Annotated in this window: 13 protein-coding genes and 1 tRNA gene; 2 read left to right on the top strand and 12 right to left on the bottom strand. The window is 67.4% G+C overall.

Translation table 11 applies throughout. The features are described from left to right. Positions 1-20 precede the first annotated feature (20 nt). Complete coding sequence (gene polA / locus MOX01_RS10600) at positions 21-2,654, bottom strand: DNA polymerase I (protein WP_174799773.1); 2,634 nt, start codon at positions 2,652-2,654, stop codon at positions 21-23. A gap of 45 nt (positions 2,655-2,699) precedes the next feature. On the opposite strand from polA, the gene MOX01_RS10595 reads away from it, so the two are divergent. Beyond that, complete coding sequence (locus MOX01_RS10595; RefSeq protein WP_046747117.1) at positions 2,700-3,128, top strand: hotdog fold thioesterase; 429 nt, start codon at positions 2,700-2,702, stop codon at positions 3,126-3,128. Here MOX01_RS10595 and MOX01_RS10590 read toward each other — a convergent pair. Both MOX01_RS10590 and MOX01_RS10585 read right to left on the bottom strand, forming a co-directional pair. Next, on the bottom strand, positions 3,103-3,678 hold the full coding sequence (locus MOX01_RS10590) for a GNAT family N-acetyltransferase (RefSeq protein ID WP_058631192.1): 576 nt from the start codon (positions 3,676-3,678) through the stop codon (positions 3,103-3,105). The two genes, MOX01_RS10595 and MOX01_RS10590, sit on opposite strands and share 26 nt — an antisense overlap. A 2-nt stretch (positions 3,679-3,680) precedes the next feature. Further along, on the bottom strand, positions 3,681-4,301 hold the full coding sequence (locus MOX01_RS10585) for an ANTAR domain-containing response regulator (RefSeq protein ID WP_017830602.1): 621 nt from the start codon (positions 4,299-4,301) through the stop codon (positions 3,681-3,683). Positions 4,302-4,402: 101 nt separating this feature from the next. Here MOX01_RS10585 and MOX01_RS10580 point away from each other — a divergent pair. Next, positions 4,403-4,485, top strand: a tRNA-Leu gene (locus MOX01_RS10580). A 51-nt stretch (positions 4,486-4,536) separates the two neighbouring features. Here MOX01_RS10580 and MOX01_RS10575 read toward each other — a convergent pair. The 9 genes from MOX01_RS10575 to MOX01_RS10535 form a co-directional block, all read right to left on the bottom strand. Then, the gene (locus tag MOX01_RS10575; protein ID WP_230977890.1) at positions 4,537-5,193 is read right to left on the bottom strand and encodes a lipase family protein; all 657 of its coding nucleotides are present in this window, start codon (positions 5,191-5,193) and stop codon (positions 4,537-4,539) included. A gap of 109 nt (positions 5,194-5,302) precedes the next feature. Then, the gene (gene pyk / locus MOX01_RS10570; protein ID WP_061015909.1) at positions 5,303-6,751 is read right to left on the bottom strand and encodes a pyruvate kinase; all 1,449 of its coding nucleotides are present in this window, start codon (positions 6,749-6,751) and stop codon (positions 5,303-5,305) included. A 58-nt stretch (positions 6,752-6,809) separates the two neighbouring features. Continuing rightward, positions 6,810-8,276, bottom strand: a complete 1,467-nt coding sequence (locus MOX01_RS10565) for a glutamate synthase subunit beta (protein ID WP_046747120.1) — start codon at positions 8,274-8,276, stop codon at positions 6,810-6,812. After that, positions 8,269-12,792, bottom strand: coding sequence for a glutamate synthase large subunit (gltB, locus tag MOX01_RS10560; RefSeq protein WP_141369691.1), 4,524 nt, complete (start codon positions 12,790-12,792; stop codon positions 8,269-8,271). The genes MOX01_RS10565 and gltB overlap by 8 nt, the downstream gene beginning before the upstream one ends. A 143-nt stretch (positions 12,793-12,935) precedes the next feature. After that, positions 12,936-13,961: a prolipoprotein diacylglyceryl transferase gene (gene lgt, locus MOX01_RS10555; RefSeq protein ID WP_046747122.1), complete on the bottom strand. Its 1,026-nt coding sequence runs from the start codon at positions 13,959-13,961 to the stop codon at positions 12,936-12,938. Between the two features lie 10 nt (positions 13,962-13,971). Further along, positions 13,972-14,775 carry a tryptophan synthase subunit alpha gene (gene trpA / locus MOX01_RS10550; protein ID WP_046747123.1) on the bottom strand — a complete coding sequence of 268 codons (804 nt, stop codon included), beginning with the start codon at positions 14,773-14,775 and terminating at the stop codon, positions 13,972-13,974. After that, positions 14,772-16,040 carry a tryptophan synthase subunit beta gene (gene trpB / locus MOX01_RS10545; protein WP_141369690.1) on the bottom strand — a complete coding sequence of 423 codons (1,269 nt, stop codon included), beginning with the start codon at positions 16,038-16,040 and terminating at the stop codon, positions 14,772-14,774. Before trpB ends, trpA begins: the two co-directional genes overlap by 4 nt. Next, entirely contained in the window at positions 16,040-16,810 is a 771-nt protein-coding gene (gene trpC / locus MOX01_RS10540; RefSeq protein WP_171010952.1) for an indole-3-glycerol phosphate synthase TrpC, read from the bottom strand. Before trpC ends, trpB begins: the two co-directional genes overlap by 1 nt. Positions 16,811-16,812: 2 nt before the next feature. Next, complete coding sequence (locus MOX01_RS10535) at positions 16,813-17,043, bottom strand: HGxxPAAW family protein (protein WP_046747126.1); 231 nt, start codon at positions 17,041-17,043, stop codon at positions 16,813-16,815. Between the last annotated feature and the right edge of the window lie 43 nt (positions 17,044-17,086).

Genomic DNA, 17,086 nt, shown 5'->3' with positions numbered 1-17,086 from the left:
CCCCCTCCCACCGCCGGAGGTCAGTGCGCGGCTTCGTTCCAATCGCGACCCCGACCGACCTGCACATCGAGCGGCACGGACAGCTCGGCAGCATCGCCCATCCGCGCGCGGACGATCCGCTCGGTGGCGTCCCACTCCCCCGGCGCGACCTCGACCACGAGTTCGTCGTGGATCTGCAACAGCACCCGCGAGGAGAGGTTCTCGGACCGGAGGTCGTCGTGGATGTGCAGCAGCGCGATCTTCATGATGTCGGCGGCGCTGCCCTGGATCGGAGCGTTGAGGGCGGCCCGCTCGGCGTTCTCGCGGAGCACGCGGTTCGGACTCGCGAGGTCGGGGAACGGTCGACGGCGGCCGAAGATGGTCTCGGTGTAGCCGACCTCCTTCGCCTTCATCACGGATGCACGCAGGTAGTCGCGCACGGCGCCGAACCGCGCGAAGTACTCGATCATGAGCTGCTTGGCCTCGGACTGCTCGATGCGCAGCTGCTTGGAGAGGCCGAACGCGGAGAGCCCGTAGACCAGACCGTACGACATCGCCTTGACCTTGGTGCGCATCGCCGCCGTGACATCGCTCGGCTCGACACCGAACACGCGCGCTCCGACGAAACGGTGCAGGTCTTCCCCGCTGTTGAAGGCCTCGATCAACCCCTCGTCGCCGGAGAGGTGCGCCATGATGCGCATCTCGATCTGGGAGTAGTCAGCGGTGAGCAGAGCCTCGTACCCTTGGCCCACCTCGAAAGCACTGCGGATGCGGCGTGACTCCTCGGTGCGCACCGGGATGTTCTGCAGGTTCGGGTCGGTGCTCGAGAGCCGTCCGGTCTGGCTTCCCGTCTGCACGTACGTGGTGTGCACACGGTGGTCGTCTCCGATCGCCGAATCGAGCGACTCGATGATCTGGCGCAGCTTCGTGGCCTCACGGTGCTGCAGCAGCAGGCTCAGGAACGGATGCGGGTTGCTCTCCTGCAGATCGGCGAGCACCGCAGCGTCGGTCGAGTAGCCGGTCTTGGTCTTGCGGGTCTTCGGCAGCTGCAGGTCTTCGAACAGCACCTCCTGCAGCTGCTTGGGCGAGCCGAGGTTGAACTCGCGGCCGACGACGGAGAACGCCTCCTGTGCGAGGCCCTCCGCTCGGGCCGCGAGCTCACCCGAGAAGGTCGACAGCACGTCGTGCGACACGGCGACACCCGCGACCTCCATGTCGGCGAGGGTGAGCAGCGTGGGCAGCTCGATGTCGTCGAGGACCTTCGCGACCGACTCCGGGATGTCCTCGCGGAGAGCATCGGCAACTCGCAGAGCGAACCACGCCTCCTGAGACGGCGTCGCACCCTCGGTCTCGGGGACGAGCTGGGAAGGATCGGCCTCGGGGAGCTTCTCCCCCAGGTAGCGCTCGACGAGGTCGGAGAGGGTCTTGTCGGGGAAGCTCGGTCGCAGCAGCCAGCCGGCCAGACTCGTGTCGTATGCGAGCCCGCGAAGGCGGATGCCCTGGCGGATCAGCGCCTTCACCTGCGGCTTCGCGTCGTGGAGCAGCTTCGGTGCCTCGGACTCCAACCATCCGCGCAGATCGCCCGCGGCCTCATCCGACCAATCGGCTTCACGGACTTCGGTCAGCGTGGCAACGCCGATGCGTACGGGGACACCGCCCTGGGTCGTGACGCGGAGCGCGACATCGCCTTCCTGCGCCGCAGCCCAACTCGCGAGGTCGGCCGCAGGCACCTCGACGGGCACCGGGAGCACCACGACGGAGGCAGGGTCGTCAGCGACGTCGCCGGCACCGACGGCCTCGAACACCCGCGGCAGCAGGGTGCGGAACTCGAGACGGGCGAAGATGTCGCGCACGGCCTGCGCATCGATCGGTGCGACGGCGAGGTCAGCCGGGCCCACCGGAAGCTCGACGTCGGTGAGCAGACGGTTGAGCTTGCGGTTGCGACGGACGTCTTCGATGTGGTCGCGGAGGTTGCCTCCGACGACGCCCTTGATCTCGTCGGCGCGGGCGATCAGTTCATCGAGCGAGCCGAACTGCGTGAGCCATTTGACCGCCGTCTTCTCGCCGACCTTCGGCACGCCGGGCAGATTGTCGCTGGTCTCGCCCACGAGCGCGGCGATATCCGGGTACTGCTCGGGTCGCACCCCGTAGCGCTCCTGAACGGTCGCCGGGTCGTAGCGCTTGAGTTGGGAGACCCCCTGCACCGACGGATACAGCAGCGTGACGTCTTCGTTGACGAGCTGGATGGTGTCGCGGTCTCCCGAGACGACGAGCACTTCGAAGCCCTGTTCGGCACCTTGGGACGCGAGGGTGGCGAGGATGTCGTCCGCCTCGATCCCCTCCTTCGTCAGGACCGGGATGGACATGGCGGCGAGGCAGTCCTGCAGCAGCGGGATCTGCCCCTTGAACTCCTGCGGCGACTCGGACCGCGTGGCCTTGTACTCGGGGTACTCATCGGTGCGGAAGGAGTGCCGAGAGGTGTCGAAGGCGATCGCGAGATGCGTCGGCTTCTCCGCCTTGATGAGGTTGACCAGCATCGACAGGAACCCGTAGATGCCGTTCGTGTGCTGCTTGTCCTTGGTCGTGAAGTTGTCGACCGGGAGCGCGAAGAAGGCGCGGTAGGCGAGCGAGTGGCCGTCGACGACCATGAGGGTAGGCTTTGCGGAGTCCGTCACCCTGTCAGCCTAACGAGGACGACGGACACCCGCTGAGGAGGATGCATGGGCGATGTCGCGATGAGCGAGGGACTCGACTGGGCGACGGCCCGGGGAATGGGCGCCCTCGCCGAGAAGATGGGCATGGAGTTCGTCGAGTTCAGCGTCGAGCGCTGCGTCGCGACGATGCCGGTCGAGGGCAACACCCAGCCCGTCGGACTCATGCACGGCGGGGCCTACGTCGTGCTCGGAGAGTCACTCGGCTCGATGGCTGCCAATCTGCACGCCGGTGCCGGAAGGCTCGCTGTCGGGGTGGACATCAATGCGACACACACGCGATCGGCGACCTCTGGTCTGGTCACCGGCGTCTGCACGCCCGTGCACCTGGGACGGAGCATCACGGTGCACGAGATCGTGGTGACTGACGATCAGGGTCGTCGTTGCTCGACCATCCGCATCACCAACATGATCAAGGACCTTCCCGCCGGGCGCTGAGCGGTTCCTCCAGCAGGCGCTGGAACAGCAGATGATCCTGCCACTCCCCCGCGATCAGGAGGTACTTCGGCGCCATCCCGATGCGCTCGAACCCGTTTCCGAGCAGCACCCGCTGCGAGCCGAGGTTGTGCAGCAGCGTGGCCGCCTGGAGTCGGTGCAGCCGCAGCTCGGTGCGGGAGTGCTCGATCACCCTCGCGACCGCGCGGCTCGCGAGCCCACGGTGCACGCGCGTCGCATCCACCCAGTAACCGAGGTCTGCGCTCCAGAACGCCCCACGGACGATGTTGTTGAGGTTCATCCGTCCGCGGATCTCACCATCGTCGGACTCGATCACGAAGCGGATGCCACGCCCTGCCGATGCGTCGTCCACACACTGCTGTGCATGCGCCTCCTGCGAGGCGACGGTGAAGAACGCCTCCGAGCGCGTCGGCTCCCACGGCGCGAGATGCCCGCGGTTCGCCAGATAGGCACGCGAAAGCGCGGCACCGTCGCCCAGGCGCACGGGCCTGAGGATGTGCTCGGAATCGAGCCGGAAGGATCCGGCGTTCACCGCTACTTCTTGGGAGCGAGCTGCTCGATGATCGCCTTCGCGACGTCCTGCATAGTGAGACGACGGTCCATGGAGGCCTTCTGGATCCAGCGGAAGGCCTCGGGTTCGCTCAGCCCCATCTTCTCGTTGAGCAGACCCTTGGCCCGGTCGACGAGCTTGCGGGTCTCGAAGCGCTCGACCATGTCGGCGACCTCTGCCTCGAGCGTGATGATCTGCTCGTGGCGGGCCAGCGCGATCTCGATCGCCGGAAGGAGGTCGTTCGGCGTGAACGGCTTCACGACGTAGGCGAGGGCACCGGCCTCGCTGGCACGCTCGACGAGCTCCTTCTGGCTGAACGCCGTCAGGAGCACGACCGGGGCGATATTGCCCTTGTGCAGCTTCTCGGCCGCGCTGATGCCGTCGAGCTGAGGCATCTTGACATCCATGATGACCAGGTCGGGGCGGAGCTCAGTGGCCAGAGCGACCGCGGTCTCCCCGTCACCGGCCTCGCCGACCACATCGAAGCCGTTGTCGCGGAGGATCTCGACGATGTCGAGACGGATCAGCGACTCATCTTCGGCGACGACGACGCGTCGGGGTGCGGATGACGTGGGCTGTTCAGCCTGCTCTTCTTGCTCTGTCACACACCCATCCTAGTGGAGTGCCCCTGTCTGCAGGCCTCAGGCGCTCGGCGCGGACGGTCGCGCCTCCTGCTCTGCGCTAAAGTCGTAGACGCGACACACGAGCCGGCGTGGCGGAATGGCAGACGCGGAGCACTCAAAATGCTTTGTCCGAAAGGGCGTGTGGGTTCGAGTCCCACCGCCGGCACCCAACATCGATCGAACGAACGCGCGAATTCCGGCGCGGGCGACTGATCGACTATTCCGCGAGCACCGCGAGCTCCGCCAGAACGCGTGGATGCGCGAGGATCCGGAAGTGCCCGCCCGTATCGAGGCGCACGTTCTTGGCGCCGGCCAGTTCGCTGCCTTCGGGGATGTGAGGGTCGAACGCCGCGTACACCGAGACGATCCGCTCGTTCACCGTCACCTGCTGCGCCAGATCCACGATCGACGGGTCGAGCGGTGAGAACGCACGAAGCGTTCTGGAGAGCATCAACCGCGCATAGCGCGACCCGCCGAACGGTGCGGCGATCGCGAGCATCGACCGCACGCGCGTGCCCGCCGGACCGGTCATCACGGTCTTCCCCGCAAGGCCGCCCTTGCTGTGCGCGACGAGGATCACGTCTTCGAGCCCGCGCTCCTCGAGGAACGCCGCCACGACCGCGGCCATCTCGGCCACAGGACGCTCATTCCGGTGGAGCGCCTCGACGATGTGCACCGGATGACCACGTTCATGCATCGCGACGACGAGCGGCTGCAGGAACCGCCAGGTCTCGTAGACGCCGGGGAGCACGACGATGTGTGCAGCATCTCCGGAGACGAAGGACGACGGATCGGTGCGGTCGAGTGCCGCACGGACCTGCCAGTACCCCGCGTACGCGTAATCGGCTATCCACCATCGCGCGTTCCTCAGCACGCCGATGACGGCCTCCTTCGACGGCGATGCGTGTCCATGCCTGAAAGCTACCCGAAGCGGACGACAGAGGGGGCAGGACCGAAGTCCCACCCCCTCTGGATGACGTACGTCAGACGCCGGCCTTGTAGATCGGCGCGGCGCCGCGGATCGCATCGCCGACCTTGTGCACGCGAAGGTCGTTCGTGGATCCGACGATTCCGGGAGGGGAACCGGAGATCACGACGACCTTGTCCCCTTCTTCTGCCAGACCGTTGCCGAGCAGGTACTCATCGACCTGGTGGTACATCAGGTCGGTGTGCTGGACCATGTCGACCAGCGTCGAGCGGATACCCCACGTCAGCGCCATGCGGCGACGGATGCCGGGCTCCGGGGTGAAGGCGATCATCGGGATGCGCGAGCGCAGACGCGACAGGCGACGGGCGGAGTCACCGGACTGCGTGAAGACGCAGAGGAACTTCGCGTCGACGAACTCGGCGACCTCGAGCGCGGCGAGGGTGATCGCACCACCCTGCGTGCGGGGCTTGGTCGTGAGCGGCGCGATGCGCTCCAGGCCGTGCTCCTCAGTCGACTCGATGATGCGCGCCATGGTCTCGACCACGACGACCGGGTAGTCTCCCACGCTGGTCTCGCCCGAGAGCATCACAGCGTCGGCGCCGTCGAGCACGGCATTCGCGACGTCAGACGTCTCGGCGCGGGTCGGCACCGGGCTGTTGATCATCGACTCCAGCATCTGCGTCGCGACGATGACCGGCTTCGCCATGCGGCGGGCGATCTCGACGGCGCGCTTCTGCACGATCGGGACTGCCTCGAGCGGCAGCTCGACACCCAGGTCGCCGCGGGCCACCATGATCGAGTCGAACGCGTCGACGATCTCCTCGAGCGCGTCGACCGCCTGCGGCTTCTCGACCTTGGCGATGACGGGGACGCGGACGCCCTCCTCCGCCATGATCTCGTGGACGCGGATGACATCGGCGGCGTTGCGCACGAAGGACAGCGCGATCAGGTCGGCGCCGATGCGCAGACCCCAACGGAGGTCCTCCTCGTCCTTCTCGCTCAGCGCGGGGACGTTCACGGCGACGCCGGGCAGGTTGATGCCCTTGTTGTTCGAGACCGCTCCGGCGACGATGACCTTGGTGGTGACCGTCACACCGTCGGTCTCGACGACCTCGACGCGGACCTTGCCGTCGTCGATGAGGAGGAAGTCACCGGGCTTGACGTCCTGCGGGAGTCCCTTGAACGTCGTTCCGGAGATCTCCTTGTTGCCGATGATGTCCTCGGTGGTGATCTTGAAGATGTCGCCCTTGGCGAGTTCGTAGGGTCCGCCCTCGAACTTGCCGAGACGGATCTTCGGACCCTGCAGGTCGACGAGGATCGCGACGGGGCGACCAGCGTCCTCAGCGGCACGGCGCACGTTGGCGTAGTTGTTCTCGTGCACGGAGTAGTCACCGTGGCTGAGGTTCAGTCGGGCGACGTCCACGCCCGCATCGATCAGTGCGCGCACCGTCTCATAGGTGGAGGTGGCGGGGCCCAGGGTGGCGACGATTTTCGCGCGTCTCAAAGATTGCTCCAGGGTAGAAGTGGGGGATGGTGAATCAGGCGACGGTGCCGGCCTCAGCCTACGCGGGCTGGAGTCCGATCGCGACATCGCTCGGACGCACCGGCTCCGGGAGCACGGTGGTGCCCATCAGGAACCGGTCGACGTTGGCCGCGGCTGCACGCCCCTCGGCGATGGCCCACACGATGAGCGACTGTCCACGGCCGGCGTCGCCGGCGACGAACACGCCCGGCACCGTCGACTCGTAGGAGGAGTCGCGCCGGAACGCACCCCGATCGGTCACCTGGGGAAGCGTCTCCTCGGTGTAGCCGTCCTGCTCCGGTCCGGTGAAGCCCATGGCGATCAGGATGAGATCGGCCGGGATCTCCCGCTCAGTGCCGCTCTTGGGCACACGCCGACCATCGACGAACTCCGTCTCCGCCACGCGCAGTGCACGGACCTCGCCGACGTCGTTGCCGAGGAACTCGACGGTGGAGGCGAGGAACACACGCTCTCCGCCCTCTTCGTGAGCGGAGGAGACCTCGAACAGGGTCGGCATCATCGGCCACGGCTGGTGGTCGGGACGGGTGTCGCCCGGCTGCTTGCCGATCGCGAGGTTGGTGACGCTGAGTGCGCCCTGCCGGTGCGCGGTTCCGATGCAGTCCGCACCCGTGTCGCCACCGCCGATCACGATGACGTGCTTGCCCTCGGCGCTGATCTGATCCGTGACCTTGTCGCCCGCCACCGCGTGGTTCGACTCGACGAGGTACTCCATGGCGAAATGGACGCCGTCCAGGTCGCGGCCGGGGATCGCGAGGTCACGCGGAACCGTGGAGCCTGTGGCGATCACCACCGCGTCGTACCGGGCGCGCAGGTCCGGCCAGGAGATGTCCTTGCCGATCTCGACGCCGGCGCGGAAGCGGGTGCCCTCCTCCTGCATCTGGCGAAGGCGGGACTCGAGCTGCGTCTTCTCCATCTTGAAGTCGGGGATGCCGTAGCGCAGCAGTCCGCCGATGCGGTCGTCACGCTCGAAGACCGCGACGGTGTGCCCGGCACGGGTGAGCTGCTGGGCGGCGGCAAGCCCCGCAGGACCGGAACCGACCACCGCGACCGTCTTGCCCGTCAGCCGCTCCGGCGGCTCCGGCTCGACCCAGCCCTTGGAGAAGGCCTCGTCGATGATCGAGACCTCGATCTGCTTGATCGTCACAGCCGGCTGGTTGATACCGAGCACGCACGAGCTCTCGCACGGCGCAGGGCAGAGCCGCCCCGTGAACTCCGGGAAGTTGTTCGTCGCGTGCAGGCGCTCGATCGCCGCGCGACCCTCGCCTCGCCACGTCAAGTCGTTCCACTCCGGGATCAGGTTGCCGAGCGGGCACCCCTGATGGCAGAACGGCACGCCGCAGTCCATGCAGCGCCCTGCCTGACGGCGCAGGACCTGCTTGTCGCCGGGCTCATAGACCTCTTTCCAGTCCATGATGCGCACGGGAACGGGACGACGCGCGGGAAGCTCCCGCTCGGTCACCTTCAGAAAGCCTTTGGGATCAGCCACCGGTCACCTCCAGGATGCGGTTCCACACGATGTCGCCGTCGGGGTCGATCCCCTCGGCCAGCGCCTCCTCGCGCATGCTCCGCACGGCGGCGAAGTCACGAGGGAGCACCTTCACGAACTCTGCGGCTGCCGCCTCGAAGTTCTCGAGAAGACCCGCGGCCCGCGGCGACGCGGTGCGCTCGACGTGCGCGACCAGCAGGCTCCGCAGCACTTCGAGATCCGCGCGGTCGAGCGACTCGAGGAGCAACTCGCCGCTCCCGAGCGACTGCGCGTTCACCTTGCTGGTGTCGAGGGCGTGCACGTAGGCCACTCCCCCGGACATCCCCGCGCCGAAGTTCCGCCCGGTCGAGCCGAGGATCACCGCGAGCCCACCGGTCATGTACTCCAGAGCGTGGTCGCCCACGCCCTCGACCACGGCGGTCGCACCCGAGTTGCGGACGAGGAAACGCTCGCCGACGACGCCCGAGATGAACATCGTCCCCGAGGTCGCGCCGTAGCCGATCACGTTGCCGGCGATCACGTTCTCGTGCGGCGCGATCTTGGAGCCTCGCGGCGGACGGATCGTGATGTCGCCGCCCGAGAGCCCCTTGCCGACGTAGTCGTTGGCATCGCCCTCGAGCCGCAGGACGATACCCGGCGGCAGGAACGCCCCGAGCGACTGACCGGCGGTGCCGTGCAGAGTCACATCGATGGTGCCCTGCGGCAGACCGGCTGCTCCGTGCCGTGACGTCACCTGATGACCGAGCATCGTCCCCACCGCACGTTCGGTGTTGGCGATGGGCAGCTCGACCACGACGGGCTCGCCGTTGAGCAGCGCGCCCTTCGCGATGTCGATCAGCTTCACGTCGAAGTGCTTCTCGAGCTCGTGGTCCTGGGTGCGTGCGCTGCGACGCGGTTCGCCTGCCGGGAACACCGGGCCTTCCAGCACCGGAGTGAGGTCCAGCCCCTCGGCCTTCCAGTGCTCGACCGCGGCGTTGACCTCGATGAGGTCGGCACGGCCGACGATCTCGTCGATCGAGCGGTAGCCGAGCTCGGCGAGGAGCTCGCGCACCTCTTCGGCGATGAACTCCATGAAGTTCACGACAAACTCGGGCTTGCCCGTGAACCGCTCGCGCAGAACCGGATTCTGCGTGGCGACACCGACGGGGCACGTGTCCAGGTGGCAGACGCGCATCATGATGCAGCCGCTGACGACGAGCGGAGCGGTGGCGAAGCCGAACTCCTCCGCACCGAGCAGCGCACCGATGACGACGTCGCGGCCGGTCTTGAGCTGGCCGTCGACCTGCACCACCACGCGATCCCGCATGCCGTTGAGCATGAGCGTCTGCTGCGTCTCCGCGAGGCCGAGCTCCCACGGCGTGCCCGCGTGCTTGAGCGAGTTCAACGGGCTCGCACCTGTGCCGCCGTCGTGACCCGAGACCAGGATCACGTCGCTCAGCGCCTTCGCGACACCGGCCGACACCGCGCCGATGCCCGACTGGCTCACCAGCTTGGTGTGGATGCGAGCCTCGGGGTTCGCCCGCTTCAGGTCGAAGATCAGCTGCTTCAGGTCTTCGATCGAGTAGATGTCATGGTGCGGCGGCGGGGAGATCAATCCCACACCGGCCGTGGCGTGACGGGTACGCGCGACCCAGGGGTACACCTTGGTCGGAGGCAGCTGGCCTCCCTCGCCGGGCTTGGCACCCTGGGCGAGCTTGATCTGGATGTCGTCCGCCTCGGTGAGGTACAGGCTCGTCACCCCGAACCGTCCCGACGCGACCTGCTTGATCGAGCTGCGACGCTCGGGGTCGACCAGGCGGTCCGGATCCTCGCCACCCTCACCGGTGTTCGACTTCGCGCCGATGCTGTTCATCGCGACGGCGAGCGTCTCGTGCGCCTCCTTGGAGATGGAGCCGTAGCTCATCGCCCCCGTGGAGAAGCGCTTGACGATGGCGGAGACGGGCTCCACCTCGTCCAGCGGCACGGGCTTGCGAGTGCCGGTGCGCAGCGTGAACAGTCCGCGCAGGGTCTTCAGCTCGGCGGCCTGCTCATCGACGAGCTTCGTGTACTCGCGGAAGATGTCGTAACGTCGCGTCCGCGTCGAGTGCTGCAGCTTGAACACCGTCTCCGGATTGAAAAGGTGCGGAGAGCCGTCGCGGCGCCACTGGTACTCGCCGCCCGTCCAGAGCCTCTCGTGCGCACGTGCTGCCGCATCCTCCGGATAGGCGTAGTCGTGGCGCGCCTGGTTCTCGGCGAAGATCTCCTCGATGCCGATACCGCCGAGCTTCGACTCGGTGCGCGTGAAATACGCGTCGATGAACTCCTGGCTGAGGCCGACCGCCTCGAACACCTGAGCACCGGCATAGGACGACACGGTGGAGATGCCCATCTTCGACATGATCTTCAACACGCCCTTGCCGAGCGCGTAGATCAGGTTCTTGACGGCCTTCTCGGTCGTGATGCCCGTGATGTAGCCGGTGCGCACGAGGTGCTCTACCGTCTCCATCGCGAGGTACGGGTTGACGGCGGAGGCACCGTAGCCGATCAGGGTCGCGACATGATGCACTTCGCGGACGTCTCCGGCTTCGACGATGAGACCGACCTTCATGCGGTTCTCGCGCCGGATGAGGTGGTGGTGGATCGCCGAGACCATGAGCAGTGACGGGATCGGTGTCAGATCCTTGTTCGAATCACGGTCCGACAGGATGATGAACTCGGCACCGTTCTCGATGGCCTCGTCCACCTCGGCGCACATCTCGGTGAGCCGGTCGGCGAGCGTCTGAGGGCCGGCGTCGAAGTGGTAGAGGCCGCGGATCGTCGCGCTCGATCGACCGGGCATGGCCTTGTCGATGTGGCGGATCTTCGCGAGCTCGTCGTTGTCGATCACCGGGAAGTCCAGAGACACCGTACGCGTGTGCTCCGGCCCCCAGGTGAGCAGGTTGCTCTCCGGCCCGAGGCCCAGCTTGAGGCTCGTGACGACCTCTTCGCGGATCGAGTCGAGCGGCGGGTTGGTCACCTGGGCGAACTGCTGGGTGAAGTAGTCGAACAGCAACCGCGGACGCTTGCTGAGCACGGCGATCGGCGTGTCAGAGCCCATCGCGCCGAGCGGCTCGACACCGGTCTGACCCATCGGCGTGAGAAGGATGCGGACCTCTTCCTCGGTGTAGCCGAAGGTCCGCTGACGACGGGTGATCGACGCCGGCGGGTGCACGATGTGCTCACGCTCGGGAAGCTCGGCAAGACGCACGGCGCCGGCGTCGAGCCACTCCTGCCACGGGTGCATCGTGGCGAGATCGTGCTTGAGCTCGCTGTCCTCGATGATCCGACGCTGCGACGTGTCGACCAGGAACATCTTGCCCGGCTGCAGGCGGCCGCGACGCTTGATGCGCTCCGGTTCGAACTGGAGAACGCCGGTCTCGGATCCGATGACGACCAGTCCGTCGGTCGTCTCCGTCCAGCGTCCAGGACGCAGACCGTTGCGGTCGAGCGTCGCGCCGACGAGGGTCCCGTCCGTGAAGATGAGAGCGGCCGGTCCGTCCCACGGCTCCATCTGGTTGGAGTGGTACTCGTAGAACGAGCGCAGCTCCGGAGAGATGTCGGCCTGCTTCTCGTAGGCCTCCGGCACCATCATCATGATCGCGTGCGGCAGGCTGCGCCCGGTCAGCGTGAGCAGCTCGAGCACCTCGTCGAACGAGGCGGAGTCGCTGGCGCCGTCGGTGCAGATGGGAAGCAGCGGCGTGATGTCGCCGAGGAGCTCGGATTCCAGCTGCGATTGGCGGGCGCGCATCCAGTTGCGGTTGCCGCCGACGGTGTTGATCTCGCCGTTGTGGGCGAGCATGCGCAGCGGCTGCGCGAGCGGCCACGACGGGAAGGTGTTCGTGGAGTAGCGGGAGTGCACCACGGCGAGCTCCGAGGCGAAGCGCTCGTCCTGCAGGTCGGGATAGAACGGCTCGAGCTGCAGGGTGGTGACCATGCCCTTGTACCCGAGGGTGCGGGCGGAGAGCGAGACGAAGTAGGCACCGAGTTCGTGACCGGCGCGCTTGCGCAGACGGTAGGCGACGCGGTCGAGCGCGATGCCCGTGAGGGGCGCATCGGAGTGCGTCGCTCCGCCCGCGCTGACGAAGAGCTGCTCGAACGCGGGACGCGCCTCATCGGCGAGCTTGCCGAGGTTCTCGTTGGCCGTGGGCACCTCACGCCAGCCGAGGACGCGAAGCCCCTCGGAACGGGCGATCTTCTCGATGCCGGCCTTCTGCTGGCGGCGCTCGCTGGAATCGCGAGGCAGGAACGCCAGTCCTGCGGCGTACTCCCCCACCGGCGGCAGTTCGAACCCGACCACGGCGCGGAGGAACGCATCGGGCATCTGCGTCAGGATGCCGGCGCCGTCCCCGGTGCCCGCATCCGAGCCGATGGCTCCGCGGTGCTCCAGGTTGCGCAGGGCCTCGAGGGCCAACGCGATGATGTCATGCCCGGCTTCGCCGCGCAGGGTCGCGACCATGGCGAGGCCGCAGGCGTCCTTCTCGAACGCCGGGTTGTACATGCCCTGCTTCGGGGGGTATGCGCCGGAGGCGCCGTAAGGGGGCTGGAAGTACACCAGTTACCGTCCTCAGATCTTCGAGTGAAACCCGGGGACGACGTCGGCCCGCTCGTTCAGTGCAATGGTTCTCCCGCTACGAGGCGGCGTTATCGAGAGCCGTCCTCGCTCGTGGGAGCAGTGCTTGTGGCGGTGGCTCCTGCGGTGACTTCTTCGGCCGGAGGCTCGCTCACGTCTACGAAGTCAGAGGTATTGTCCTGCGATTGTACAACAGCGTCCGGGTCGGTCCGTTCGCGACCGGGCTGGTACGGCGACGGCTCCAGTCCGGGGTGACGACGCGTCTGCACGATGAGGATCGCGACACCGATGAGCACGCCGATGATGGCCGCGAGGACGTTGCTGCGCAGGCCCAGGATGATCTCGCTCGGATCGATGCGGATCGACTCCCAGAGGATGCGACCGGCGCTGTACCAGATCAGGTAGATCGCGAAGAGGCGACCCCACTGGAAGAAGAGCTTGCGACCGAGCCACAGCAGGACGATGACGCCGAGACCGTTCCAGATCACCTCGTACAGGAAGGTGGGGTGGAACAGCGTGCCCTCGGGAAGTCCAGGGGGGAAGGCCGAGTTGGTGGACGGGATCTCCAGACCCCAGGGCAGATCGGTGGGAAGCCCGAAGAGTTCGTTGTTGAACCAGTTGCCGAAGCGACCCATGGCCTGTGCCAGCAGCAGACCGGGTGCCAGCGCGTCGGCGAACGTCCAGAAGCGGATGCCTGTCCAGCGGCACCCGAGGTACGCGCCGATGGCACCGCCGATGAGCGCGCCGAAGATCGCGATGCCGCCCTCCCAGATGGCCCAGACGGAGCCTGGCTGGAACGGGTTCCAGGTGTTGATACCCTCGCCGAAGTAGTCGTTCGGGTGGGTGAGCACGTGGAAGATGCGCGCGCCGATGATCGCCAGCGGCACTGCGAGGATCGAGATGTCGATCACGACCCACGGCTCCGCTCCACGCTTGGTGAGGCGGTGGTTGGTCAGGAACGTCGCGGCGATGATGCCGGCGATGATGCACAGCGCGTAGAAGTGGATCCGGATCGGCCCGAGGTCGAAATACGAGACCGTGGGGCTCGGGATGCTGGCGAGCACGTTCGTGAAGGTGCTGTGGAGCGCGAGTGACATGAGTGCGATTCTAGTTCTCGTGATCGGGGCGTGCCGACGAGGTGCCGGAGGCCAGGTTTCGGGTGACTTCTGCGAGGGCCGGTACTCCGCCGTCACGCAGAGCGCGGACGAGCGCCGTGCCGACGATGGCGCCGTCGGCGTACTCGGAGACTCCGGCGATCTGCTCGGCGGTGGAGATGCCGATTCCGACGCAGGCGCGGTGAGCTCCGTGCGCCCGCAGGCGCCCGACGAGGGTGCGGGCAGCGCGGTCGAGTTCGGCGCGCTCCCCCGTGATGCCCATCGTCGAGACCGTGTACACGAACCCCGTGGAGGACTTCACCACCAGGTCGAGTCGTTCATCGGAGGAGGTCGGCGCCGCCAGGAACACCCGGTCGAGGCCGGTCCGCTCGCTGGCTGCGATCCACTCCCCTGCCGCGTCCGGCGTGATGTCCGGCGTGATGAGCCCGGCACCGCCCGCGGCGAGCAGGTCATCCGCGTAGCGATCGATGCCGTACTGCAGAACAGGGTTCCAGTAGGTCATCACGAGCACGGGGACATCGGTGGCCGCCGTGATGGCGCGGATCGCCGTGAAGAGGTCGGCCATCCGGAAACCCGCAGCCAGAGCCTTGGTGGTCGCCTCCTGGATGATCGCGCCGTCCATCACCGGGTCGCTGTACGGCGGTCCCAGCTCGATGATGTCGACGCCGTTCTCGGCCAGGGCGATGGCTGCCTGGATGCTCGTCTCGAGATCGGGGAAGCCGACGGGCAGGTACCCGACGAAGGCGCTGCGGCCGGCGTCCTGCGCACGCTGGATGGCTTGTTCGACGCGGCTCACAGCTGCGGTTCCCCCTTCGCGATGCGTTCTTCCTCTTCGCTCTCCTGCTCGACGTCGTGGGCCAGAGCGGCCTCGTCGTAGAGCTGGAAGTAGCGGGCCGCGGTGTCCATGTCCTTGTCGCCGCGACCGGACAGGCAGACGGCGATCAAGCCGTCGGGACCGAGCTCGCGACCGATGCGCAGTGCCCCGGCGAGGGCGTGTGCCGATTCGATGGCGGGGATGATCCCCTCGGTCCGGCTGAGCAGACGCAACGCCTGCATCGCCTCGTCGTCGGTCGCCGGGATGTACTCGGCGCGACCGATGTCGGCGAGCCAGGAGTGCTCGGGGCCGACACCGGGGTAGTCGAGACCGGCCGAGATGGAGTGGGACTCGATCGTCTGGCCGTCGGCATCCTGGAGGACGTAGGTCTTCGCACCGTGGAGCACGCCAGGGCGGCCGCGCTCGATCGATGCCGCGTGCTTCTCGGTGTCGACGCCGTCGCCGGCGGCCTCGACCCCGTAGAGTCGGACACCCTCGTCGTCGAGGAACGCGTCGAACATGCCGATCGCATTGGAGCCACCGCCGACGCACGCCATGACCGCATCGGGAAGCCGTCCCACTTCGTCGAGCAACTGCGCGCGGGCCTCTTCGCCGATGATCTTCTGGAAGTCGCGGACCATCGCCGGGAACGGGTGCGGACCCGCCGCCGTGCCGAAGATGTAGTTGGTGGTCTCCACCGAAGCGACCCAGTCGCGATAGGCGTCGTTGATCGCGTCCTTGAGCGTGCGCGAGCCGGAGGTCACCGGGACCACCTCGGCGCCGAGGAGGCGCATGCGAGCCACGTTGAGCGCCTGCCGTTCGGTGTCGACCTCGCCCATGTAGATGGTGCAGCCCAGACCGAACAGCGCTGCCGCCGTCGCCGTCGCCACGCCGTGCTGTCCGGCACCGGTCTCCGCGATCACGCGGGTCTTGCCGAGGCGCTTGGTGAGCAGAGCCTGGCCGAGCACGTTGTTGATCTTGTGGGACCCGGTGTGGTTGAGGTCTTCGCGCTTGAGGAAGATGCGCGCACCGCCGGCATGTTCGGCGAATCTCGGGACCTCGGTGATCGCGGAGGGGCGCCCGGCATAGGAGCTGAGCAGATGCGCGAGCTCGTCGCGGAACGACGGGTCGACGATCGCGGCCTCGTAGGCCACCGTGAGCTCATCGATCGCCGCGATGAGCGACTCGGGCATGTACCGCCCGCCGAACTCGCCGAAGAAGGGGCCGTGCTGGTCGCGCAGGCTCATCATGCCTCCAGGAAACTCTTGAGGGTGGCGACGGGGTCGCCGGTCACGAGCGCCTCGCCGATCAGCACGACGTCGGCGCCCGCGGAACGGTAGTGCACGACGTCAGCCGGAGTGAGCACCGCCGACTCCGCGATCTTGACCGCCGTGTCGGGGATGCGCTCGACCAGGCGCCCGAACAGGTCACGATCGAGTTCGAGGGTCTTCAGGTCCCGCGCGTTGACGCCGATCAGGGGGGCGCCGAGGTCGACCGCGGCTTCGAGCTCGTCAGCGGAATGCGTCTCGACGAGCGGCGTCATGCCCAGCTCGCCGATGAAGCCGAAGAGATCACGCAGCACGTCGGGCTCGAGGCCGGCGACGATGAGCAGGACGAGATCGGCGCCGGCTGCACGCGCCTCGAGCACCTGGTAGCGGGACGCGATGAAGTCCTTGCGCAGCACGGGGAGCGAGACCCGCGCCGTGACCGCCTCGAGGTCGGCGAGGCTGCCACCGAAACGACGCTCCTCCGTGAGCACGCTGATCGCGGACGCACCGCCCGTCTCATACAGCGATGCCTGAAGAGCCGGGTCGGGGATGTCGGCGAGTGCGCCTCTCGAGGGACTCGCACGCTTGACCTCGGCGATGATCTTCACGCGATCCGCAGGCGCGAGGAACGAGAGTGCGTCCTTCGCTGCGGGACGGGCGAGAGCGTCTCGCTCGAGGGCGGCCAGCGGTCGCGACAGGGCGCGACGCTCGGCGTCTGCGACAGCGCCGGCCGTCAGGTCGGCGAGCACCATTAGTGCGCCTTCGGAGCGTACTTCGGACCCTTCACGCCGTAACCGGCCTTTGCCAGCGCCCAGCCGACGATCGCGCCGATCGGGACGAGGGCCACCGAGGCGATGACGAGGACGGGCTGCTCGAAGCAGAACGCGACCGTGGCGGCGGCGAAGCCGACCAGCATGATGACCACAGCGGTCCAAGCGGCAGGCGAGTGTCCGTGGCCGGGATCGGCGATCGGGTTGGTCATGTTCTCCTCCGGGGGACGACGTGCGGTTCGGATTCAGTCTATC

The sequence above is a fragment of the Microbacterium oxydans genome (assembly GCF_006540085.1).
Lineage (GTDB): Bacteria > Actinomycetota > Actinomycetes > Actinomycetales > Microbacteriaceae > Microbacterium > Microbacterium oxydans.
The sequence above is the reverse complement of the archived record's forward strand: the minus strand, read 5'-3'. Positions and strand labels throughout refer to the sequence as shown.